A 22,681-nucleotide genomic window follows, 5' to 3' on the forward strand; every position below is an offset into this window, starting at 1 on the left:
TGTTTACGCATCAGGCAAACTGCAGATAGGCGACGTGCGTTTGCAGATACTCCTCCAGCCCGTGGCGGCCATCGGCACCGCCGATGCCGGATTTGCGCCAGCCGGCATGGAACCCCTGCATCGCTTCAAAATTTTCACGGTTAATGTAGGTTTCACCGAATTTCAGCCGGCGCAGCGCGATCATCGCGGTGTTCAGATCGCGGGTATACAGCGATGAGGTCAGGCCATAGTCGCAGTCGTTAGCCAGCGCGATGGCTTCATCCAGCGTGTTAAAGCGCATCACCGGCAGCACCGGGCCAAAAATCTCCTCACGCATGATCGCCATCTCCTGACGTACCCCGGTGATGATGGTCGGTTCAAAATAAAAGCCGCGTTCACCGGCGCGTTTGCCACCCAGCACCACCTTGCCGCCCTGCGCAACGGCGCTGGCAACCTTTTGCCCGACGCGGTCGCACGCGGCTGCGCTAATCAGCGGCCCCATATCCACATCGGCCTGCTGCGCCGGATCGCCAAATTTCACCTGCTGCATCGCCCCGGTCAGGGCACTGATAAAGCGATCGTAAATGCCGTCTTGCACATACACGCGCTCGGCGCAGTTACACACCTGACCGCTGTTAATAATGCGCGAACTGACGATAGCCCTGACGGCCAGATCGAGGTCGGCGTCGTCCATGACAATTGCCGGCGCTTTACCGCCCAACTCCAGCGACACTTTTGTCACATTCGGCGCCGCGGCGGCCATGGTGGCGATGCCGGCGTTGACGCTGCCGGTCAGGCTCACTAACCCGACTTTAGGATTGGCGGCCAGTTCCTGTCCCACCTCCGGGCCATAGCCGTAAACGATGTTAATCACTCCGGGTGGCAGGCCGATGTCGTCGATAATGGCGGCGAACAGGGCGGCGTTGTTCGGGGTGATCTCACTCGGCTTCAGCACGATAGTGTTGCCGGTGATCAGCGCCGGTGCCGCTTTGCGCGCAATCAGGAAGAAGGGAAAATTCCACGGCAGAATGCCGGTGGTCACGCCAATCGCTTTCTTAAACACAAAGATGTTTTCGTTTGGGCGATCGCTGTTGACGATTTCCCCTTCGTAGCGTCGCGCCCATTCCGCCATGTAGTCGAGATAGTCAGCGGTAAACAGCACTTCGGTTTGCGCCAGCGCCTGGGTTTTGCCGCCCTCCGCGACGAGGGTGGCGCTCAGCTCAGGCTCGCGCTGGCGAATTGCCGTGGCGATGCGGTGCAGCCAGCCGCCGCGCGTCACCGCCGGTAACGCTTCCCAGCCGGGCTGAGCGGCTTCTGCGGCGGCAATGGCTGCCGCCGCCTGCTGTTTGCTGCCCTGGGGCACGCGTGACAGCAGGGTCTCCGTCGCCGGGTTAATCACTTCAATCCAGCTATCGTTATGCGCCTCGACAAACGCGCCATTAATGTAGTGTTGATGATGAAGGGTCATGTGCAGGGGCTCCACGCTCGGTTTTGTTAAACTGATGTGAAGGAAGAGTGAAGCAGATGAACGCTGGCGACCTTTTTATCACTGCCAGCACCGGCAGGGCGCTGGCAATAGCGGCAAGAATCACGCGACCGACGCAGCATTCTGCGTCAGTGGACCGTTTCAGGAACCGGGCATCATGGCGCCGCTGGCAATAAACCAGACCAGAAAACTGACACCGGCAACAATAATGGCGATGGGGAACAGCAGACCGATTTTCATATGCATCCTGAGCGTTAAGCGAGCTGGATTAGCGCGCGGTGGGTTTTCATCATACTGAATAGCTGAAATTGTGTCGCGTCATCGACCTGACGCAGATGTTCGCCTTTCTGATACTGAATCTGATGCACATGGCCGAGCTGACGCCACACCACAATGGCTGACGCCAGCAGCGCGCAGTTCTCTTCACTCTGCACGCAGTCCAGCGTGGCGTAGTGGCAGCTATCTAAGCCATTAATGAACACATTCAGCGCCTCGGGCGGCACGATGGCGCGGATGTCATCCAGCATCACGCGGCTCACCGCCTGCGACAGCACCAGCGTTAACCGTTTGCTCTTCATCTCAATCCCTGGTTCCGATGATTTTTCCCACGTTATACGGATTTAACCCCGTCGGGGGAAGTGATTCGCGCAGCTTTGTGTGAGTGCCATGTTAAGCGGCGCGCTGGCAACAGATGAAAAACTGTGCCGATCAACACAACATAAATCAAAAATATGCCGAATAATAAGCAACTTAAAGAGTTTCCCCGGCATAACAGCTGCAAATGCGAATTTGTGATCCTTATGTTGCATACCCACCCGATTTTGCCAGTCAGCCTGGCTTTACGGCAACCATCCAAAGGCTGAGTCCACGCAGTGCGCCATAGACTGCCACTAATCGGAAACCGCAGGTGTTTCCGTCTGGCCTCAACCTTACGAAGGAATAACAATGAACAGTGCCATTCTTGCAGGTATCTTCTGGCATCTGGTGGGTGCCGCCAGCGCCGCCTGTTTTTATGCTCCGTTTAAACAGGTTAAAAAGTGGTCATGGGAAACCATGTGGTCGGTCGGCGGCGTGATGTCGTGGCTGATTCTGCCCTGGGCAGTCAGTGCCGCGCTGTTACCAAACTTCTGGGCGTACTACAGCAGTTTCAGTTTATCGCAGCTGCTGCCGGTGTTTCTGTTCGGTGCCATGTGGGGCATCGGCAACATCAACTATGGCCTCACCATGCGCTATCTGGGGATGTCGATGGGGATTGGTATCGCCATTGGCATTACGCTGGTGGTGGGGACGCTGATGACGCCGCTGTTGCAGGGCCGATTCGTTGAACTGTTCAGCTCCGCCGGTGGCCGGATGACGCTGCTGGGCGTGCTGGTTGCGCTGCTGGGTGTGGCGATTGTGTCACGTGCCGGACTGCTAAAGGAGCGGGCGCTGGGGATCAACGCCGAAGATTTTAACCTGAAGAAAGGCCTGGTGCTGGCGGTGCTGTGCGGCATCTTCTCTGCCGGCATGTCATTTGCCATGGATGCGGCAAAGCCGATGCATGAAGCCGCTGCCAGTCTGGGCATCAATCCGCTGTATGTGGCATTGCCGAGCTACGTGGTGATCATGGGCGGTGGCGCGCTGATCAACCTCGCGTACTGCTTTATCCGCCTGGCGGTGAAGCCGGAGCTTTCGCTGCGCCGCGATTTTTCCGTGGCAAAACCGCTGCTGATCGCCAACATCGCCTTCGCCGTGCTGGGGGGAACCATGTGGTATCTGCAGTTCTTCTTTTATGCCTGGGGCCACGCAAAAATTCCTCCGCAGTACGACTTCGTAAGCTGGATGCTGCACATGAGCCTGTACGTGCTGTGCGGCGGCCTGGTGGGACTGGTGCTGAAGGAGTGGAAATCGGTGGGGCGTCGACCGGTGAGCGTGTTGTCGATTGGCTGCGTGGTAATCATTATCGCGGCAAACATTGTCGGTCTCGGTATGGCCGCCTGATAACGCTTAACACCGCACCGCCTGACGCGTCTCTGCGCGCGTCAGGCTTTTTCTTTGTCTGCCATCGGTTCGCGCGGCGACAAAAAACGCTGACGCCATGCGCTGGGCGTTAACCCGGTTTCGCGCGTAAACACCACGGAAAAGTAGTTGCTGTCATCAAACCCGCAGCGCGCCGCCACTTCGCTAATCAGACATGCCTGCGTGCGCAACAGATATTTTGCCTGACAAAGCTGCAGCTGACGCAGGTAGTGGCCGATGGTCATGCCGGTTTGCTGACGGAACAGCTGTTTCAGCGACCGTTCGCTGAGCTGATTTTGCTGGCAGAAATGGGGCAGATCGAAGGGGCGGCTGATATCGCCGAGCAGCGCCGACATCAGCAGATCGAGCTGTTCGCCCTCCGGCAGCACCCACGGGCGATCGGCGGCGTAGCCGTGACGGCGCAATATCAGTGCCAGCTGCAAAAACAGCGCTTCCGACAGCTGAATCGATAGCGAATCGCTTTTGCGACTTTCGCGCTCCAGCTGGCTGATGACGCCGCGCGCCAGCGCCATGCCGCGTGTAGTCAGACGCCAGCTGGCGGGTGTCTCTTCATCCTGTGGCGGCAGCAGCTGCTGCCAGTCGAGCGCCAGGCTGAAGCGATCGCGGCAGTAGAGAATATTGTCGAGCGCCAGATCGTTGACGCTATCAAAGCTGTGGCAATCACTGTCACGAATGTAAAACACATCGCCGCAGGTGATCAGCCACGGCCGATCGTTGAGGATATGCAGGCCATTACCGCGCCAGACAATCACAATCTCGCTGAACTCATGCCGGTGCGGTGGAAAAGAGGGCTGCGGCATGCGTTCTGCCACGGCTATGGGCAAATTGCTGGCCGGGAAGTAATCCTCGCGCGTCAGTAACAGCGGCATGTCAGCCCTCCGGTTACCCCATCTGCTGGCGCGCCATGCGCGGCGAGCAGCCAAATTCCCGCCGGAACAGGGTGGAGAAGTGATTACTGTCACCAAACCCACACTGATAGGCGATGTCCGTGATGCGCATCTCGCTGTGGCGCAACAGGTGCCGCGCCTGCAATAAACGCAGCCGATTGAGATAGCGCTGCGGCGTGCTGCCGGTCTGCTGCTTCATCTGGCGATGCAGGGTACGCAGCGACAAACAGAAGCGATCGGCCAGCGCTTCCCACGCAATCTCCTCACTGTAGTGCGCATTCAGCCAGTCCAGCAAGCGGTGCAGGCGGGCATCCTGGTCCTGCGCCTGATCGTTGTGCGCCGCCTCGCGCAGCAGCACCAGCAGCTGCAAAAAGTGCTGTTCCTGCTGCGCCTGACGTTCCAGCGACCAGCTGGCCGGCTGCTTCATCTGCGTCACCAGCTGCAGCGCCTGCGCCATCACTTTATGGTTGATCCGCCAGTGTGAAACATACTGGCCGTCCTGTTCGCGCGGCAGCAGCGCCTGCAGGCCGGACAGAAAGCGGAACGCCGCCGGACTGCGATACAACACATTCGTCAGGCACAGATTGTCGGTTTGCTCGTACAGATGGCGATCGTGATCGCGCACAAAACAGACGCAGCCGGCGCTGAGCGCCTGCGGCTGACCATTAAATACGTGGATGCCCGAGCCCTGTTCCACCAGCACAATTTCGTGAAAATCATGGTGATGCTCCGGAAACGCCGACTGCGGCACACGTGGCTCAATGGCTATCGTGTAATCGCCGGCCGGAAAGAAATCAGCACTGTGTAATACCGTCATCATGCGCCCTCAGTTAACAAAACCGTAACCGAGTCTACGCAGCCGCCTGCCACCTTACCTTGAATTTTGCACCGGGCAGCGCAGGAAAATCGCCAATTATTCAAGATCGCCTAAGTGATTGATGGAATTGCGGCAAGGCTCACAACTCTGCCGTTATGCGGTTCTGTGAGCTCTCTCACGAACACCTTTGCAAACCTGCCAGCGGTGATGACCCGCTGGCACTCGCGGGAAGGTGTCTGCGGCGCAGGATTTCTACTCTGTCGCCATGTCTTCACAGGGAGTACTCGCCATGAGTCTGCGTAATATTGTTGCCATCGATTTAGGCGCATCCAGTGGCCGCGTCATGCTGGCCAGCTGGCAGGCTGACCGTCAGCAGCTCAGCCTGCGCGAAGTGCGGCGTTTCGCCAACCCGCGCGTGCAGCGCGGCGATTATGACTGCTGGGATTTGGACCGGCTGGAGCAGGAGATCCGCGCCGGACTGCAGCAGCTGGATGAGGAGGGCATTGTGCCGGACAGCCTTGGTATTGATACCTGGGGCGTGGATCTGGTGCTGCTGGACGCGCACGGCGAGCGGGTGGGTGAAGCGGTCAGCTACCGTGATAAACGCACCGACGGCCTGATGGCCCAGGCGATGCGTGAACTCGGGAAACCGGCGCTCTATCAGCGCACCGGCATTCAGTTTCTGCCGTTCAACACGCTGTATCAGCTGCGCGCACTGCATCTGCAGCAGCCGGACTGGCAGGTGCAGGTAAAGCACGCGCTGATGATTCCGGATTATCTGCACTATCGCCTGACCGGTGAACTCAACTGGGAATACACCAACGCCACCACCACCCAGCTGCTCAACATCCACAGCGGCGAATGGGATCGCGAGCTGCTGGCCTGGGCGGGCGCAGACGCCAGCTGGTTCGGCACGCCGCGTGCACCGGGCAATACCGTCGGTTACTGGCGCAACGCAAACGACCAGCGCATTCCGGTGATCGCCGTCGCCACCCATGATACCGCCAGCGCGGTGCTGGCCACGCCGCTGGAGCAGGACGATGCTGCCTATCTCAGCTCCGGCACCTGGTCGCTGATCGGCATCGAAAGCCTGCAGCCCTGCGTCAGCGAGGCGGCGCTGCAGGCTAATCTGACCAATGAGGGCGGTGCGGAAGGCTATCGGGTGCTGAAAAACATCATGGGCCTGTGGCTGTTGCAGCGGGTGTGCAGCGAACTGCACATCAGCGATCTCACTGCGCTGATTGCCGACGCCGCGCGGGAACCGGCCTGCCGCGCCCTGATTCACCCTAATCATCATCGTTTCATTAATCCGGCCAGTATGGTGCAGGAGATCCAGAACGCCTGCGCCGAACAGGCGATGCCCGTGCCGCACAGCCCGGCGGCGCTGGCGCGCACCATCTTTGACAGCCTGGCGCTGCTCTATTCGCAGACGCTGCAGGAGCTCAGCCACCTGCGCGGCACTGCGCTACGTCAGTTACATATCGTCGGTGGCGGCTGCCAGAATCCGCTGCTTAACCAGCTGTGCGCCGATGCCTGCCAGCTGCCGGTGTTTGCCGGCCCGGTGGAAGCCTCGACGCTGGGCAACATCGGCTGCCAGCTGATCGCGCTGGGTGAGTTGCGCGACGTGGCCGATTTACGCCGCTGCATTCGCCACAATTTCCCGTTAGAAAAATTTATCCCGCTGAATCACAGCGTCTTTGCGGCCCATCAGGCTCGCTTTGCGGCGCTGAGCCTACCTGCTAAGGAACTTGCATATGACAAAGCTGATTGAACAGGCCTTTGAACTGGCCAGACAACGCTACGCCGCCATCGGGGTGGATGTGGAACAGGTGATGGCACAACTGGATACCATTCCGGTCTCAATGCACTGCTGGCAGGGCGACGATGTGCGCGGGTTTGAGAATCCGCAGGGGGCGCTCACCGGCGGTATTCAGGCGACCGGCAACTATCCGGGGCGGGCGCGCAACGCGGTTGAACTGCGTGCCGATCTCGACAAAGCGATGTCGCTGATCCCCGGTGCCAAACGCCTCAACCTGCATGCCATCTACCTTGAGAGCGACCGCCCGGTAGAACGTAATGCGATTGAGCCGCAGCACTTCAGCAACTGGCTGGAGTGGGCGAAAAGCAGGCAACTGGGGCTGGATTTTAACCCAACCTGTTTTTCTCATGCGCTCAGTGCAGACGGGTTTACTCTGTCGCATGCCGATCCGGGCATTCGCCAGTTCTGGATCGACCACTGCACCGCCAGCCGCCGTATTTCCGCCTGGTTTGGCGAGCAGCTGGGCACGCCGTCAGTCATGAATATCTGGGTGCCGGACGGGATGAAAGATCTCACCGTCGATCGCCTCGCGCCGCGCCAGCGTCTCGCCAGCGCGCTGGATGAAATCATCCGTGAACCGCTGAATCCGCAGCACCACATTGATGCGGTGGAAAGCAAACTGTTTGGCATTGGCGCGGAGAGTTACACCGTGGGTTCCAGTGAGTTCTGCCTCGGTTACGCCACCAGCCGCCAGACCGCGCTGACGCTGGATGCCGGCCACTTCCATCCTACCGAAGTGATCTCCGACAAAATCTCCAGCGCCATGCTGTTTGTGCCGCGCCTGCTGTTGCACGTCAGCCGTCCGGTCCGCTGGGACAGCGATCACGTGGTGCTGCTGGATGATGAAACCCAGGCGATTGCCAGTGAGATCGCCCGTCAAAAGTTGTTCGACAGGGTGCACATCGGTCTCGACTTCTTCGATGCCTCGATCAACCGCATTGCCGCCTGGGTGATCGGCACGCGCAATACCCAAAAAGCCCTGTTGCGGGCACTGCTGGAGCCGGGCGAACAGCTGCGTCAGCGGGAACGTGATGGGGATTTCACCGCCCGGCTGGCGCTGCTTGAAGAGCAGAAATCGCTGCCGTGGCAGGCGGTATGGGAAGCGTGGTGCCTGCGCCACGATGTGCCAGCCGATGCCAGCTGGCTAAGCGAAGTCCGTCACTACGAACAACACGTGCTGCGTCAACGTTAAGGAATCGATTCATGCAAACAATTCTCTCCGCGTGGTTTGTGCGCGACATGGTTAAAGCCACCAGTGACATGTGGCTGAAAGGCTGGGATGAACGTAACGGCGGCAACGTCAGTCTGCGTCTGTTGCCGGAAGAGGTCAGCGCGTATGCCAGCGATTTTTATCCGGCACCGCGCTGTATTGAACTGAGCAAGCCGGCGCCCGCGCTGGCCAACGACTGGTTCCTGGTGACCGGCTCCGGGAAATTCTTTCGCAACGTGCAGCTCGATCCGGCAGACAGTCTGGTGCTGCTGCAGGTGGATGACAAAGGGCTGTCGTACAAAATTCACTGGGGGCTCAGCAACGGAGGGCTGCCAACGTCCGAGCTGGCGGCGCACTTTCAGTCACACAGCGTACGCAAGGCACTGAGCCACGGCGCGGACCGGGTGATTATGCACTGTCACGCCACCCACTTTATGGCGCTCAGCTATGTGGTGGATTTGGATGCGGCGCGCTTTACCCGCCTGCTGTGGGAGGGCAGCACCGAGTGCCTGGTGGTGTTCCCCGATGGCGTCGGCATTTTGCCCTGGATGGTACCGGGTACCGATGGCATTGGTCAGGCGACGGCAGAAGCGATGGCCAGTCATAGCCTGGTGATGTGGCCTTTCCACGGAATCTTTGGCGCCGGACCGACGCTCGACGAAACCTTTGGTCTGATTGATACCGCTGAGAAGTCATCGCAGGTGGTGGTCATGGCGCTGTCGATGGGCGGCATTCGTCAGAGCATCACCACTGAACAGCTGATTGCGCTGGGCGAGCGCTTTAACGTGAAGCCGTGGCCGGCGGCGCTGCAGGCGGAGCGAAGTGATGTTGCGTAAAGCGTTCGTCATGCAGGTCTATGCGCACTGCCATGCGGAGTATCAGCGCCGTCACACGCCAATCTGGCCGGAGCTGGAACGGACGCTGAAAGCGCATGGCGCCCATAACTACGCGATCTGGCTGGATGCTGAACGCAACCTGCTGTTTGCCAGCGTCGAGATTGAATCCGAAGCGCGCTGGCAGGCTGTAGCGCAAACTGAGGTGTGTCAGCGCTGGTGGGCGTCAATGCGTGACCTGATGCCATCAAATCCCGACTACAGCCCGGTGAGCAAAGCCCTGCAGCCGATGTTTTTCCTGCCTTAGCCGGCCATGTCAGCAGCGGTGCCGCCAGGGGCGCCGCTGCCTGTGAAACGCATTAGCCGTTGGAGCGCAACTGCGGATAACGGCGGAAAATGGCGATACACCAGAACAGTCCCGCCAGGCCAATGATTGCGCCCACGTTGCCCACGTCTGCCATCTGCAGATGCAGACTGACCTGGTTACCGAGTAGCGCGCCTGCGCCAATACCGATGTTATAAATACCGGAAAACAGCGACATGGCGACGTCGGTGGCGTCCGGTGCCAGCGATAGCACGCGCACCTGCATCGCCAGGCCGATCATCATCATTGCCATTCCCCAGATAATACACAGCACGGTAATTGCTGCCGGGCGTACCGCAGCAAACACCAGCAGACCCATACACAGGGTAATCAGCGCAATGGCGGCGATTAGCAGCGCGGACGGGAATTTATTGCCCAGCGTGCTGAACAGAATGCTGCCCAGAATGCCGGCTGAGCCGAACAGCAGCAGTAACAGGGTGGTGAAGTTCTCATCGGCACTGGCCACTACCTGCATAAACGGCTCGATATAGCTGTAAGCGGTGTAGTGCGCGGTCACCACGACGGTGACCAGAATGTACATCGCCACCAGCGCCGGGCGGCGAAACAGCATCGGCACGCTGCTGAGTGAACCGGTGTGCTCACTCGGCAGGCGCGGCAGTATCCGCACCAGCATAATCAGCAGTACCAGTGCTGACAGGCCGATCATACCAAAGGTGGTACGCCAGCCCAGATACTGACCCACAATACGACCAATCGGCACGCCCAGCACCATCGCCAGCGCCGTGCCCGTGGCCAGCATACTCAACGCCTGGGTTTTCTTGCCGGCTGGCGCAACGCGAATCGCCAGCGAGGCGGTGATCGACCAGAACACCGCGTGCGCCAGCGCAATGCCAATGCGCGACAGCACCAGCGACGTGAAATCCCACGCCACGGCCGATAACAGGTGGCTGGCAACAAACAGAATAAACAGGATGGCCAGCAGCAGGCGGCGCTCGACGTTGCGCGTCAGCAGCATTAACGGCAGCGATAACAGCGCCACGACCCAGGCATAGATGGTCAGCATGATACCGACATCAGCGGTTTTCATTGCAAAGCTGCTGGCGATGTCCGACAGCAGGCCAACCGGCACAAATTCGGTGGTATTGAAGACAAAAGCAGCGATAGCCAGCAGCACCACGCGCAGCCAGGCTGTTTTACGGGAAACGGTTGTTGATTGCATTGAATTCAAATCGGCTAAACGACGAGTGAGGGGGCAGGAACGCACCCGGTAAAGTGACCTCGATCACAAATTTCCGCTATTGTGTAGCATTAGTCAGCCGATGAAAACCGTTAACCCGGGTTTTATCACTGAATATTTCTTATCGCGCTGAGCGTGGTAAATAGCCTGTGGTTATGGGGAGTTGTTGCGCCAGCGTGCTGCCGGCCCGCGAGTCTGCCGTACCAGCACAGGCTAAGTCAGCTGTTTCTGTAATAGAAAAATCGCTTAGCCGTGCTGAGGGCGAGTACCGTGCGGGCGGGTGCGGTTCAGACCAGGATTATCAGAGTCACGCCATATGCTTTAGTGCCACGCTAAAGTTGTGGGTCGGATTTTTTTTTACGCCCACCGGGCAGCAGTGTTCGCAGCCCAACGCAGTGGCGTAAAATTTACGCGCCTGCTGGATTGCAGCCCCGGGCGTGTAAAAAGTCCCGAGAAAACGGCGACCGCCGTCGGATGGCAGGAACGGACAGCCCTTCGCATGCACCACATGATTGTCGTTATAACCGGCATGCTTATCGACATAATAGTAAAGCTCCATCTGACTACCTCATTGCTGTGTAAAAAATAAGTCTATGTATTATTGGAATAGAACGAATTATAGCGATGAATTGCTATTTTGTTTTAAGTGGTACGGCGCGAATGCCTGATTATTCGAATCCAGCGGAGCAGGCGGGACGCTGAGGTCCCGCGCTAACGATGAAGGGTATTACAGTTTGCGGCCCTGTAAACGCAGGCCAACCAGCAGTGCCAGCACCAGCAGGGCGCTGATAAACAGGGTTACGCCCGGCCAGCCGTAGCGGTGCCAGAACACGCCGCCCAGGGTGCCGGCCACGCTGGAGCCCACGTAGTAGCTGAACAGGTAAAGTGATGATGCCTGGCCTTTCGCCCGGCGCGCGCGCGGTCCAATCCAGCCGCTGGCCACCGAATGGGCGGCAAAGAAGCCGGCAGTAAACAGCATCATGCCCGGCAAAATCAGCCACAGCGAACTAAAGGCGGTCAGCAGCAGACCGGCCAGCATGATCGCCGTGGCGCCCGTCATCACCGGACCGCGACCAAAGCGGCTGGTCATCGCGCCGGCTTTCGGCGAGCTCCACGAACCGGTGAGATACACCACGGACAGCAGCCCGACCACCGCCTGGCTCAGTGACCACGGCGCGCTCAGTAAACGGTAGCCGATGTAGTTAAACAGCGTGACAAACGCGCCCATCAGCAGAAAGCCTTCGGCAAACAGCAGCGGCAACCCTTTGTCGCGCCAGTGCAGGCGGAAGTTGATCAGCAAACTGCGTGGCCGCAGCGAGGCAGGGCGAAAATGGCGCGACGCGGGCAGAATTTTCCAGAACATCAGCGCGCCAGCCAGCGCACAGCAGCCAATGACGCCAATGGCAATACGCCACGAGAAAAAGTCGGTCAGTACACCGGAGAGTAAACGACCGCTCATGCCGCCAATCGAGTTACCGCTGATGTACAGCCCCATGGAGAAGGCGATGACCCGCGGGTGCATCTCTTCGCTCAGGTAAGTCATGCCCACCGCCGCGACGCCACTGAGCGACAGACCGGTCAGCGCGCGCATCAGCAGAATCCCCTGCCAGCTGCTCATGGTGGCGGAGATCAGCGTACAAATCGCCGCCAGCATCAGCGCGGTCACCATCACCGATTTACGCCCAATCGCATCTGACAGCGGGCCGGTGAACAGCAGGCCCAGCGCCATCAGCCCGGTGGAGAGCGACAGCGAAATACTGCTTTCGGCAGGCGTCACGCCAAACTGCTGTGACAGCACCGGCAGAATCGGTTGTACGCAATAGAGCAGGGCGAAAGTGGCAAGACCGGCAGAGAACAGCGCCAGCGTCACGCGCATAAACTGCGGCGATCCACGTTCAATCCATTCAGTAGCGGTATCGGCGGTAACAGGCTTCGTGGACAAGCTGTCCTCATCAAGCGTCACAGCCTGGGAAGAGCGACTCACAGTACATCCTCAATTCAGCAAATGTCTGAATACTGTAGGAAATGCTAAATAGGTTGTACAATATATTAATAATCTCAAATGAGACGTTTAAGATATGATGATTGAGCTGCGCCATCTGCGCTACTTTATTGCCGTTGCGGAAGAGTTGCACTTTGGCCGCGCCGCACAGCGGCTGCACATTTCTCAGCCGCCGCTCAGTCAGCAGATTCTGCAGCTGGAACAGGCGCTGGACGCGCAGCTGTTCACCCGCACTAATCGCAGCGTACAGCTCACGCCGGCCGGCCAGTCGTTTTTACAGGATGCGCGCGCGGTTTTATTGCAGGTGGAACAGGCGGCCGGGCGCGCGGCGCGCATTCATCACGGTCAGCAGGGAGAGCTGCGCATCGGCTTTACCTCCTCGGCGCCGTTTACCGGACTGGTGTCGGATGCGCTGTATCACTATCGGCAGCGCTGGCCGGAGGTGCATATTCAGATGCAGGAGTACAACACGCGGCAGCAGCTGGCGCCGCTGCACGAGGGACGACTCGATCTGGGCGTCATGCGCAATACGCCGCTGCCGGAGGATCTTCAGCACCGCCTGTTGCTGCGTGAACCGCTGTGCGCGGTGGTGCACCACGCGCATCCGCTGGCACAGGCCACGTCAATTAGCATCCGGGCGTTAGCCAGCGAACCTTTTGTTTTCTTTGATGCGCAGGGCGGCACGGCCCTGTACGGTGAAATTCTGGCGCTGCTGCATCGCTACCAAATCAAACCTTACATTACCCAGGAAGTGGGTGAAGCCATGACGATACTCGGCCTGGTGGCAACCGGCCTTGGCGTGTCGATTTTACCCGCCTCGTTTGCCCGCGCGCGACTGGCGGAAGTCGCCTGGATTCCGCTACAGGAAAGCGATGCCATTTCTGAGGTGTGGCTGGTGTGGTCAGCGCTGCGCCAGCCGAGTGCGCAGATGAGCAATATGATGGCGCTGCTGCTGCACCATGCCGAGGATTGAACCCACGGGTACAGAAAACCGCGTTCTTTGTGTGCGATAAATCACATTTCTAATCAAATATTTGACGCTGCGCGCCAATCTGCATCACCATAGCTGCTGTTTATTTAGAAGCGCGAAAATATCCGGGAGCAGGGCGTGAATCTGGACAGTCAGCCTGGCCATATTGACCAAATAAAACAGACCAATGCCGGTGCAGTGTATCGTCTGATTGACCATTACGGTCCGATTTCGCGGATTGAGCTGTCGAAACGTGCCCAGCTGGCCCCGGCCAGCATCACCAAAATTGTGCGCGAAATGCTGGATGCGCATCTGGTGCAGGAGACCGAGTTTCAGGAGCCGGGCAGTCGCGGACGGCCGGCGATAGGGTTGATCCTCGATACCCTGGCCTGGCACTATCTGGCTGTTCGCCTTCAGCCGGGGTTCATCACCCTGACGCTGCGCGATCTCAGCAGCCGCGCGCTACAGGAAGATCGCCTGCCGCTGCCCGCCAGCGCCGACACGCCGCTGCTGCAGACGCTGCAGGAGCTGGTCAACGCCTTTTTCATTCGCCATCAGCAAAAACTTGAGCGTCTCACCGCTATCGCCATTACCCTGCCGGGACTGATCAACGCCGCCTCCGGCGTGGTGCACCGTATGCCGGGCTATGACGTACAGGATATGCCGCTGGGCGAAACCCTGGCGCAGCGCACCGGGCTGCCGGTATTCGTCCAGCACGATATCTCCGCATGGACGCTGGCAGAGGCGCTGTTTGGTGCCTCGCGGGGTGCGCAGGACGTGATTCAGATTGTCATTGACGAAACGGTGGGCGCCGGGGTGATCAGCGGTGGCCAGCTGCTGCACAAAAGCGGACGCGCGCTGGTGGAGATCGGTCATACGCAGATCGATCCTTACGGCCAGCAGTGTTACTGCGGCAACCATGGCTGTCTGGAAACGGTGGCCAGCACCGGCAGCCTGCTGCAGCTGGCGGCACAGCGTTTATCGTCGCAGCCGGACAGCCAGCTGCACCAGCAGCCGCTGACGCTGGCCTCGCTGTGTGCCGCTGCGCAGCAGGGCGACCGGCTGGCGCGGGACGTTATTGCCGGCGTCGGTCATCATATCGGGCGCATGCTGGCGATGATGGTCAACATCTTTAATCCTCAACAAATTCTTATCGGTTCACCGCTTAACCAGGCGGCGGACGTGCTGTTCCCGGCGGTCAGCAGCACCATTCGCCAGCAGGCCCTGCCGGCGTACAGTCACGCTATCCAGCTAACCCCTGCGGCCTTCAACGATCCCGGCACGCTGGGCGGCGCGGCGCTGATCAAAGACGCGCTCTATAGCGGCCATTTACTGATAAAACTATTGCAGGGCTAACGCCAGCCCGCCTTAAGTTTGCGCTAACGCAAGCTCTCGCCTGGGACAAATCCTTAAACTGCCTCCTTTGCAGGTTACACATCGCTTTAATGAAGGAGGAGAAAGGTGAAAACGATTTTTGTCACCGGTACCGACACCGCGGTGGGTAAGACCGTGGTTTCCCGCGCACTGTTACAGTGCTTTGCCAAAGCGAATCTGTGTGCCGCTGGCTACAAGCCGGTTGCCAAAAGCGCGCAGCACACCCCGGAAGGGCTCCGTAATAAAGATGCCGTACTGCTGCAGCAGGCATCCGGCCTCACGCTGAACTACAGCGACGTCAATCCTGTGACGCTGGAAGAGGATGAAATCAGCACCAGCCCGGCGCAGCGCATCGATTATCCGTTACTCAATCGCGGGCTGGCTGGCTTACAGGATCGCGCTGCACGTGTGGTGGTGGAAGGCACGGGCGGCTGGCGCAGCCTGATGAACGACTTACGGCCCTTGTCGCAGTGGGTGCAGCAGGCGCAACTGCCGGTGGTGCTGGTGGTGGGCATTAAAGAGGGTTGCATTAGCCACGCTTTACTGACCGCCGAAGCGATTGCTGCCGATGGTCTGACGCTGGCGGGCTGGGTCGCCAATCGTATTAATCCCGGTCTGGCGCACTATGCTGAAATCATTGATGTTCTGCGCGATAAGCTGAACGCGCCGCTGTTGGGTGAATTGCCTTATCTGCCGCGCGCCGAACAGCGTGATTTGAGTGGTTATCTGGATATTACGTTACTCGGGGGTGATGCGCTGCACAGCGAGAGTGCAAAGCCCGCCGCCTGATGAAACAAAATGCGGCATATCGCACGCAGCTGAATCCGGAGTTTCAGGAGCGGCTGCTTTTTTTTATGCAATAAACCTGTTTATATTCAATCATCTGTCCTGAATTTTTCCTGTCCGTTGTCGCCCTGGCGCGTTTCATGCATCAGGCAAACTGATAAATCGTTTGCCGGAGCCCTGCTATGTCGCACCCAGAAGAAGAGAAAGGTTTGTTGTACGGGCTGGATGCCCGCATCGGTCCTGCACCGGCGTTCTTTGCCGCCCTGCAGCACGTGCTGGCCAGCGTGGTCGGTATCATCACGCCGCCGCTGATTATCGGTTCCGTGCTGGGGTTACAGGCCTGGATTCCGTATCTCATCAGCATGTCGCTGCTGGTTTCCGGACTCGGTACCTTTCTGCAGGCGCGCCGTTTCTGCGGCATTGGCGCAGGCATGATCTGTCTGCAGGGCACCAGCTTCGCCTTTCTCGGCGTCATTCTCTCGGCGGGGATGACGGTGAAAGCGCAGGGCGGTTCACCGCAGGCGATCCTCGCCATGATTTTTGGCTGCAACCTGGTGGCGGCGCTGATCCCGATGCTGATTAGCCGCTGCATCACACCTCTGCGTAAAGTGCTGACCCCGGTGGTGACCGGTACGGTGATCACCCTGATTGGTATCAGCCTGATAAAAGTCAGTATTACCGACTGGGCGGGCGGGCATAACGCCCGCGATTTTGGCGCGCCGGGTAATCTGGCGCTGGGGGCGCTGACCCTGCTGGTGATAATTGTGCTTAACCGTTCCCACTCGCGCTGGGCGCGGCTGGTGGCGGTGGTCGCCGGCATTGGTGCGGGCTGCATCGCGGCGGCGCTGAGCGGTCATCTGCCGCTGAAGCCGATGGCGGAGACGCACTGGCTGGTGCTGCCTTCGCTACTGCATTTTGGCTTTGATTTTAGCTGGACGCTGTTTGTGCCGATTGCGCTGGTCTCGGTGATCTGCGTGATTGAGGCGGTGGGCGATCTGACCGCCAACTGTCTGATTTCACGCCAGCCGCTGGAAGGCGACGGGTTTCAGCGCCGGCTGCAGGGCGGGATTCTGGCCGATGGTCTCAGCTGCCTGCTGGCGGCGCTGTTCTCGGCGTTTCCCAATACCACCTTTGCGCAGAACAACGGGGTGATTCAGATGACCGGCGTCGCCAGTCGCTACGTGGGGATGGTGATTGGCCTGATGCTGGTGCTGCTGGGCATCTTCCCGCTGGTCGGCAACCTGCTACAGCAGATTCCGCCGCCGGTGCTGGGCGGGGCAACGCTGGTGATGTTTGGCAGTGTGGTCGCCGCCGGTATTCGCGTGATGACGCAAGCCCCACTGGGGCGGCGTGAGATGCTGATTGTGGCGGTGTCGTTTGGCATTGGCCTCGGGGTGGAAGCGGTTCCGGACGTGCTGAAACAGTTCCCGCCGCTGGTCAGCAATCTGTTTGGTCATGCAGTCACCACCGGCGGGATTCTCGCCATGCTGCTGAGCGTGGTACTGCCGAATGAAGCTAAAGCGGTTGCGGCGGTCGGCGCGGTTGAAGAGAGCAACTGACGCACAATTTACCTGGAGAATCGCGCCCTCCGTGGCGCGGTTCGGTCGGGGTTACGGGTTGAGACGACGGCGTGTACGTCCGGAGCTGAGGTAATCCGCGATGTAATCCTGCGAAATTTCGCCGCTGTAGCGACCTTCCTCATCGACAATCGGCATCCATACCGTGTTGTGTTCATACAGCTTTGACAGCACCACGCGCAGGTTCTCCTCCGCTTTGCCGGTGACCTTAAAGGTGTGCAGCATCTCCTCGCAGCGGCCGGTGGCGCCGCGCGCTTCACGACGTTTGACAAAGCCCAGCGGTTTGCCATCTTCGTCGACCACCGTGACCGAACGCATGTCGTTGTCGTCCATGGTCGCGAACGCCTCCTGAAGCGGGGTACTGCGCTGCACGGTGATGGTCGGCTGCTGATCGGTGACGTCGCCCGCCTGCACCAGTAGCAGACGCTTCAGCGTACGGTCCTGACCGACGAACGAGCCGACAAATTCGTTGGCCGGCTGCGCCAGCAGTTCGTCCGGGCTGGCACACTGCACGATTTTGCCTTGGCCAAACACCGCGATGCGGTCACCGAGCTTCAGCGCCTCATCAATATCATGGCTCACCAGCATCACGGTTTTCTTCAGCTGGCGCTGCATATCGAGGAACTCGTTCTGAATCACCTCGCGGTTGATCGGGTCGACGGCACCGAACGGTTCATCCATCAGCAGTACCGGTGGATCCGCCGCCAGCGCGCGGATCACGCCGATGCGCTGCTGCTGGCCGCCCGACATCTCACGCGGGTAGCGATGCAGAAACTTCGTCGGGTCAAGCGCCACCATGCTCATCAGCTCCGTCGCCCGTTCCCGGCAGCGTTTTTTGTCCCAGCCCAGCATGCGCGGCACCACGGTAATGTTCTCTTCAATGGTCATGTTCGGGAACAGACCAATCTGCTGAATCACATAGCCGATATTGCGGCGCAGCGTGACGGTATCCTGGCCGCTGGTGTCTTCGCCATTAATTAAAATTCGCCCGCTGCTGGCGGGGATCAAACGGTTAATCATCTTCAGCGTGGTGGTTTTGCCGCAGCCGGACGGGCCCAGCAGCACACACATCTCCCCGGCAGGCACTTCCAGGCTGACGTTGTCAACGGCATTGAACGTGGTGCCGTTTTTTTGCGTAAAGGTTTTCGTCAGGTTTTCCAGTTTTATCATTATCGAATCCCCTTAGGAGTCAGCGCCGACTGCAGACGGTGCAGCAGCCAGTCAAGAATAATCGCCAGTAAACAGATCATCAGTGCGCCGGCTATCAGCATACGCACATCGCTGCCGCTGATGCCGTCCAGCAGTTGCAGGCCCAGGCCGCCGGCACCGATCACCGCCGCAATGGCCATCACGCCGACGTTCATCACCACGGCGGTACGGATACCGCCAAAAATCACCGGCAGCGCCATCGGAATTTCCACCCAGCGCAGGCGCTGCCAGAAGGTCATGCCGATACCGCGACCGGCTTCGCGCAGCCCGGGCGGCAGATTTTCCAGCGCGGTATGGGTATTACGCACAATCGGCAGCAGTGAATAGAGAAACACCGCAGTAATCGCCGGCAGGGCGCCAATCCCCTGACCGATGAGTGAAAACAGCGGAATCATCAGGCCAAATAGCGCAATGGTCGGGATGGTCAGCACGATGGTGGCGATGCCCAGCACCGGTGTTGCCAGCCATTTGAAGCGGACAATCAGAATGCCCAGCGGCACGCCGACGAGGATGGCAAAACCTACCGCCACCAGCACCAGCCAGGTGTGCTGCCAGGTCAGCGCCAGCAGCGTGTTCCAGTTATCCATGATGTAATGCAGGGTATCCATTGCGCCTCCTTACAGCATGTTTTTGGATTTGAGGAAATCACGCGCCACCTGCTGCGGCGACTGGTGATCGATATCGACGCGCTTGTTCATCTCGGTGATGGCTTCATCGGTGATCAGCGGCGACAGCGCATTCAGCGCGGCCTCAAGGCCGGGATGGCTTTCCAGCACATCCTGACGCACTACCGGCGTGACGTTGTAACTTGGGAAGAAGTGCTTATCATCCTCCAGTACTTTCAAATCAAAGCCTTTTACCCGGCCATCGGTGGTGTAAATCAGTCCGGCGTCGACAAAGCCGTCGCGCACCGCGTTATACACGAGGCCGGGGTCCATCTGACGAATCTGCGGGCGATCCAGCGGCATGTTGTAGGCTTTCTGCAGCGGTTTCAGACCATCCGAGCGGCCAGCAAATTCCAGATCGAGACCGAGTTTCCAGTTATGATCCGGATCGGTGTTGCGTACCTGTTCCAGCTTCGCCACCAGCTGCGACATGGTGCTAATGCCTTCGGCGTCAGCGCGCTGGCGCTGCATGGCAAACGCGTAGGTGTTGTTCATCGGGGCAGGATTGAGCCACACCAGTCCCAGCTTCGCGTCCAGCTGTTTAACGGTTTTGTACGCCTCTTCAGACGACATCGGCTTGTTGATATGGTTGAAAATAATCAGCGAGGTGCCGGTATATTCCCACGTCATATCAATCTGCTTGTTGATCATCGCATTGCGCCCGATGGTGGTGGCGATGTTGGTTTTCGGGATGACCTGAAAACCTTTCTTTTGCAGCCACATCACCGTCATCGCAGACAGGATATGCTGCTCGGTAAAACTTTTGGTCGCCATCACGATGGGCGCGGCGGCGAGAGCGCCGTGACTGAGGGTTAAGGTGGCGGTCAGGGCCAGCGCGGTGCGTTTGACCCAGCGCGCCAGCAGATTAGCAGTGGCCATGATTACATGCTCCGGGTTAAGCCGCAGAGTGCGGGCTGAGGACGCGTCCCAATGCTGCCAGCAGCATGTCGAGGATCAGGGCAAACAGGGCGGTGGCCACTGCGCCGAGGATCAGCGTCGGGAAGTCGTTGAGATAAATACCAGGGAAGATCAGCTCGCCGTAGCTGCTGGCACCAATTAAAAAGGCCAGCGGCGCGGTGCCGACGTTAATCGCGGTCGCGATGCGCACCCCGGCGAGGATCACCGGCAGCGCATTCGGCAGCTCGACGCGACGCAGGCGCTGCAGTTTGGTCATGCCGATACCGTTGGCGGCTTCAATCAGCGACGGCGGCACCGCGCTCAGACCGGCATAGGTGTTGCGCACAATCGGCAGCAGCGAGGCGAGGAACAAGGCGATCAGCGCCGGTCGATCGCCAATGCCGACAATCACCATCGCCAGCGCCAGCACGGCCAGCGGCGGCAGCGTGTTACCGACGTTGAAGATTTGCATCACATATTCAGCCCAGCGACGGGCGAAGGGACGGCTGAGCAAAATCCCGCTCGGGATGCCAACCAGTAAAGCGCATAACATCGACCAGAACACTAAGTACAGGTGTTGCTGCCCAAGGTAAAGTAAATCCACCTTGCGGTCGCGCAGCGTATCCAGCCCTAATCCCCACACCAGCAGGGCTATCACCACCACGATGGCGAGCAGTGCCAGCCCGGCACGTCGGGCGAGCGATGCATTGTGCATAGCGTGCGTCTCCCTGATTGAAAAAATCGATTGATTTTATGACGTTATTTTCAGCGTACCGGCGTTATGCGGTGCAATACACAGACGAAAATCCAGCACGCTGTCAAATTGCAGTTAAAATGACTGTTTCCCGGCTTTTTCACAGTGAAAAACCAGAAACTGCCTTTAGAGCTATAGCAACGCTTGATGATCATTGCCAGTTTTCACGGCAAAATCAGGTAGATACAAAAGTGGTAAAACTAAGCGAAACCCGCATGAAATAAGGTGTCGCTCGACAATAAAAAATTTTCATCAAGATATGTGACATTGTCACAAACAGGCGCACGCAGAGGAAACTGAGTCGGCGAAATTTCGACTAGCCTTGTAAGAAAAAGGGAGACGTATGACTGAAAGCGCACAATTACAAACGGAACATCGCCACTGGATTCTGATTGCCTGCATGCTGGCGATGTTTATGGCTGCCATTGAGGTCACCATTGTGGCCACGGCAATGCCAACCATCATTGCCGATCTTGGCGGTTTCGCGCAGTTTGGCTGGGTATTTTCCATTTATCTGTTAACGCAGGCGGTAAGCGTCCCGTTGTACGGCAGACTGGCGGATATCTGGGGTCGCAAACGATTATTTTTCATCGGCGTAACGCTGTTTTTGCTGGGCTCGGTGCTGTGCGGTTTTGCCCATAGTATGACGTGGCTGATTGTGTTTCGTGCCTTTCAGGGCCTGGGTGCCGGGGCGATTATGCCGCTGACCACCACCATCGTGGCGGACATCTATTCGCCGCGCGAGCGCGCCAGCGTGCAGGGCTGGCTCTCCAGCGTCTGGGGCGTCGCGGCCGTCATTGGTCCGCTGAGCGGCGCCTGGCTGGTTCAGCACTTTAACTGGTCGGTGATTTTCTGGGTAAACGTGCCGATTGGTCTGCTCTCCATGCTGCTGCTGGCGCGTTTTCTGCCGGCGCGCGAACAGCATCAGGGTGCAACGCTGAATCTGACCGGCAGCTGCTGGTTGATGATCAGCGTCACCGCACTGCTGGTGGCGCTGTTACAGGCGGAAGCGCTGGGTTTCTGGCTGGTGCCGTTCCTGGCGCTGGCGCTGCTGGCCGGCTGGCGGCTGAAACACCATGAGCAGCGCGCCGATGCGCCGCTGTTTCCACTGGCGCTGTGGCGCAGCCGCCTGATTGTTGCCGGTAATGCCGGGAACCTGATTATCGGGGCCACCATGATGGGCATCAGCGCGTTTCTGCCGACGTGGATTCAGGGCATTACTGGCGGCACGCCACTGCAGGCGGGCAGCGCGCTGGCGATGATGTCAATTGGCTGGCCGCTGGCCAGTACGCTCAGCGGGCGCCTGATGCTGATCACCTCGTATCGCTTTACCGCGCAGCTCGGCGCGTTTTTACTGATTGCCGGCAGCGCGCTATTACTGCTGCTGCGCGCCGACAGCAGCATCATGCAGGCCGGGCTGACGGCGTTTGTTATTGGCACCGGGATGGGCATGACCAGCACCACCTTTCTGGTGTCGGTACAAAATCATGCGCACTATGAAATTCGTGGCATCTGCACCGCCTCAATTATGTTCAGCCGCATGCTGGGTTCAGCCATCGGCACGGCTATAATGGGCGCGGTGCTCAATCTCAACCTGTCGCTGCGGCTGCCGCAGGCCAGCGATCCGATGCAGAAAATTATGGCACCGGAGAGCCGTCAGTCGCTGCCGCAGGAGCAGTTACACTTCTGGACCGGGCAGATTGCCAGTTCGCTGCACTGGGTATTTGTGGTGGCATTGCTGATTGCGCTGCTGACGTTGTGGATTGCGTGGCTGATGCCGCGTCAGCGGCCGGAGGCGGAATAAAGCAGGGCGGCCGACCAGCCGCCCGAAGAGA

Annotated in this window: 23 protein-coding genes; 11 read left to right on the top strand and 12 right to left on the bottom strand. The window is 59.0% G+C overall.

Annotation, left to right across the window (positions count from 1 at the left end; all coding sequences use genetic code 11):
- Positions 1–10: 10 nt before the first annotated feature.
- The 3 genes from aldA to KOL70_RS04925 form a co-directional block, all read right to left on the bottom strand.
- Positions 11–1,447 (bottom strand): aldehyde dehydrogenase, encoded by a 1,437-nt coding sequence (gene aldA / locus KOL70_RS04915; RefSeq protein ID WP_215480298.1) that lies wholly within the window; start codon positions 1,445–1,447, stop codon positions 11–13.
- A gap of 159 nt (positions 1,448–1,606) precedes the next feature.
- Positions 1,607–1,705, bottom strand: coding sequence for a YoaK family small membrane protein (locus KOL70_RS04920; RefSeq protein WP_021313714.1), 99 nt, complete (start codon positions 1,703–1,705; stop codon positions 1,607–1,609).
- 14 nt (positions 1,706–1,719) lie between these two features.
- The gene (locus KOL70_RS04925; protein WP_058769772.1) at positions 1,720–2,043 is read right to left on the bottom strand and encodes a hypothetical protein; all 324 of its coding nucleotides are present in this window, start codon (positions 2,041–2,043) and stop codon (positions 1,720–1,722) included.
- 367 nt (positions 2,044–2,410) lie between these two features.
- Between KOL70_RS04925 and rhaT the strand changes: the two genes are divergently transcribed.
- On the top strand, positions 2,411–3,445 hold the full coding sequence (gene rhaT / locus KOL70_RS04930) for an L-rhamnose/proton symporter RhaT (protein ID WP_021506088.1): 1,035 nt from the start codon (positions 2,411–2,413) through the stop codon (positions 3,443–3,445).
- Positions 3,446–3,486: 41 nt separating this feature from the next.
- Here rhaT and rhaR read toward each other — a convergent pair whose 3' ends face one another.
- Together rhaR and rhaS are read right to left on the bottom strand one after the other, a co-directional pair.
- On the bottom strand, positions 3,487–4,353 hold the full coding sequence (gene rhaR, locus KOL70_RS04935) for an HTH-type transcriptional activator RhaR (RefSeq protein ID WP_058758520.1): 867 nt from the start codon (positions 4,351–4,353) through the stop codon (positions 3,487–3,489).
- A 13-nt stretch (positions 4,354–4,366) separates the two neighbouring features.
- Positions 4,367–5,188, bottom strand: a complete 822-nt coding sequence (rhaS, locus tag KOL70_RS04940; RefSeq protein WP_215480937.1) for an HTH-type transcriptional activator RhaS — start codon at positions 5,186–5,188, stop codon at positions 4,367–4,369.
- A gap of 289 nt (positions 5,189–5,477) precedes the next feature.
- On the opposite strand from rhaS, the gene rhaB reads away from it, so the two are divergent.
- From rhaB to rhaM, 4 genes are read left to right on the top strand one after another with little or no spacing between them, the layout of a single operon-like run.
- Entirely contained in the window at positions 5,478–6,959 is a 1,482-nt protein-coding gene (gene rhaB / locus KOL70_RS04945) for a rhamnulokinase (RefSeq protein WP_215480299.1), read from the top strand.
- Entirely contained in the window at positions 6,943–8,199 is a 1,257-nt protein-coding gene (locus tag KOL70_RS04950; RefSeq protein ID WP_215480300.1) for an L-rhamnose isomerase, read from the top strand. The genes rhaB and KOL70_RS04950 overlap by 17 nt, the downstream gene beginning before the upstream one ends.
- An 11-nt stretch (positions 8,200–8,210) precedes the next feature.
- Positions 8,211–9,053: a rhamnulose-1-phosphate aldolase gene (gene rhaD, locus KOL70_RS04955; RefSeq protein WP_088515799.1), complete on the top strand. Its 843-nt coding sequence runs from the start codon at positions 8,211–8,213 to the stop codon at positions 9,051–9,053.
- Entirely contained in the window at positions 9,043–9,357 is a 315-nt protein-coding gene (rhaM, locus tag KOL70_RS04960; protein ID WP_215480301.1) for an L-rhamnose mutarotase, read from the top strand. Before rhaD ends, rhaM begins: the two co-directional genes overlap by 11 nt.
- 52 nt (positions 9,358–9,409) lie before the next feature.
- Here rhaM and KOL70_RS04965 read toward each other — a convergent pair whose 3' ends face one another.
- The 3 genes from KOL70_RS04965 to KOL70_RS04975 form a co-directional block, all read right to left on the bottom strand.
- Positions 9,410–10,594, bottom strand: a complete 1,185-nt coding sequence (locus tag KOL70_RS04965) for a sugar transporter (RefSeq protein WP_031279126.1) — start codon at positions 10,592–10,594, stop codon at positions 9,410–9,412.
- Between the two features lie 325 nt (positions 10,595–10,919).
- Positions 10,920–11,171, bottom strand: a complete 252-nt coding sequence (locus KOL70_RS04970; protein WP_021506080.1) for a hypothetical protein — start codon at positions 11,169–11,171, stop codon at positions 10,920–10,922.
- A gap of 168 nt (positions 11,172–11,339) precedes the next feature.
- Positions 11,340–12,596 (bottom strand): MFS transporter, encoded by a 1,257-nt coding sequence (locus tag KOL70_RS04975; RefSeq protein ID WP_031279123.1) that lies wholly within the window; start codon positions 12,594–12,596, stop codon positions 11,340–11,342.
- 94 nt (positions 12,597–12,690) lie between these two features.
- On the opposite strand from KOL70_RS04975, the gene KOL70_RS04980 reads away from it, so the two are divergent.
- The 4 genes from KOL70_RS04980 to KOL70_RS04995 all read left to right on the top strand — a co-directional run bounded on the left by KOL70_RS04980 (position 12,691) and on the right by KOL70_RS04995 (position 17,303).
- A complete protein-coding gene (locus KOL70_RS04980) occupies positions 12,691–13,587 on the top strand; it encodes a LysR family transcriptional regulator (protein WP_059008788.1) in 897 nt (298 codons plus the stop codon).
- Between the two features lie 135 nt (positions 13,588–13,722).
- The gene (locus tag KOL70_RS04985; RefSeq protein ID WP_021506077.1) at positions 13,723–14,940 is read left to right on the top strand and encodes an ROK family transcriptional regulator; all 1,218 of its coding nucleotides are present in this window, start codon (positions 13,723–13,725) and stop codon (positions 14,938–14,940) included.
- A 105-nt stretch (positions 14,941–15,045) separates the two neighbouring features.
- Positions 15,046–15,747 (top strand): dethiobiotin synthase, encoded by a 702-nt coding sequence (gene bioD / locus KOL70_RS04990; RefSeq protein WP_021506076.1) that lies wholly within the window; start codon positions 15,046–15,048, stop codon positions 15,745–15,747.
- 179 nt (positions 15,748–15,926) lie between these two features.
- The gene (locus KOL70_RS04995) at positions 15,927–17,303 is read left to right on the top strand and encodes a nucleobase:cation symporter-2 family protein (protein WP_215480302.1); all 1,377 of its coding nucleotides are present in this window, start codon (positions 15,927–15,929) and stop codon (positions 17,301–17,303) included.
- A 51-nt stretch (positions 17,304–17,354) separates the two neighbouring features.
- On the opposite strand, the gene osmV is transcribed toward KOL70_RS04995, so the two are convergent.
- From osmV to KOL70_RS05015, 4 genes are read right to left on the bottom strand one after another with little or no spacing between them, the layout of a single operon-like run.
- Positions 17,355–18,491: an osmoprotectant ABC transporter ATP-binding protein OsmV gene (gene osmV / locus KOL70_RS05000; protein ID WP_021506074.1), complete on the bottom strand. Its 1,137-nt coding sequence runs from the start codon at positions 18,489–18,491 to the stop codon at positions 17,355–17,357.
- The gene (gene osmW / locus KOL70_RS05005) at positions 18,491–19,138 is read right to left on the bottom strand and encodes an osmoprotectant ABC transporter permease OsmW (protein ID WP_021506073.1); all 648 of its coding nucleotides are present in this window, start codon (positions 19,136–19,138) and stop codon (positions 18,491–18,493) included. Before osmW ends, osmV begins: the two co-directional genes overlap by 1 nt.
- Positions 19,139–19,147: 9 nt before the next feature.
- Positions 19,148–20,074 carry a glycine betaine ABC transporter substrate-binding protein gene (locus tag KOL70_RS05010; protein ID WP_059008790.1) on the bottom strand — a complete coding sequence of 309 codons (927 nt, stop codon included), beginning with the start codon at positions 20,072–20,074 and terminating at the stop codon, positions 19,148–19,150.
- Positions 20,075–20,090: 16 nt separating this feature from the next.
- Entirely contained in the window at positions 20,091–20,807 is a 717-nt protein-coding gene (locus tag KOL70_RS05015) for an ABC transporter permease (RefSeq protein ID WP_021506071.1), read from the bottom strand.
- Between the two features lie 38 nt (positions 20,808–20,845).
- Between KOL70_RS05015 and KOL70_RS05020 the strand changes: the two genes are divergently transcribed.
- Positions 20,846–21,070 (top strand): hypothetical protein, encoded by a 225-nt coding sequence (locus KOL70_RS05020; RefSeq protein ID WP_153007571.1) that lies wholly within the window; start codon positions 20,846–20,848, stop codon positions 21,068–21,070.
- A 119-nt stretch (positions 21,071–21,189) separates the two neighbouring features.
- A complete protein-coding gene (locus tag KOL70_RS05025) occupies positions 21,190–22,650 on the top strand; it encodes an MDR family MFS transporter (RefSeq protein ID WP_211726194.1) in 1,461 nt (486 codons plus the stop codon).
- Positions 22,651–22,681 lie beyond the last annotated feature (31 nt).

This window comes from Pantoea sp. B270 (genome assembly GCF_018726825.1).
Classification (GTDB): Bacteria; Pseudomonadota; Gammaproteobacteria; order Enterobacterales; family Enterobacteriaceae; genus Pantoea; species Pantoea dispersa.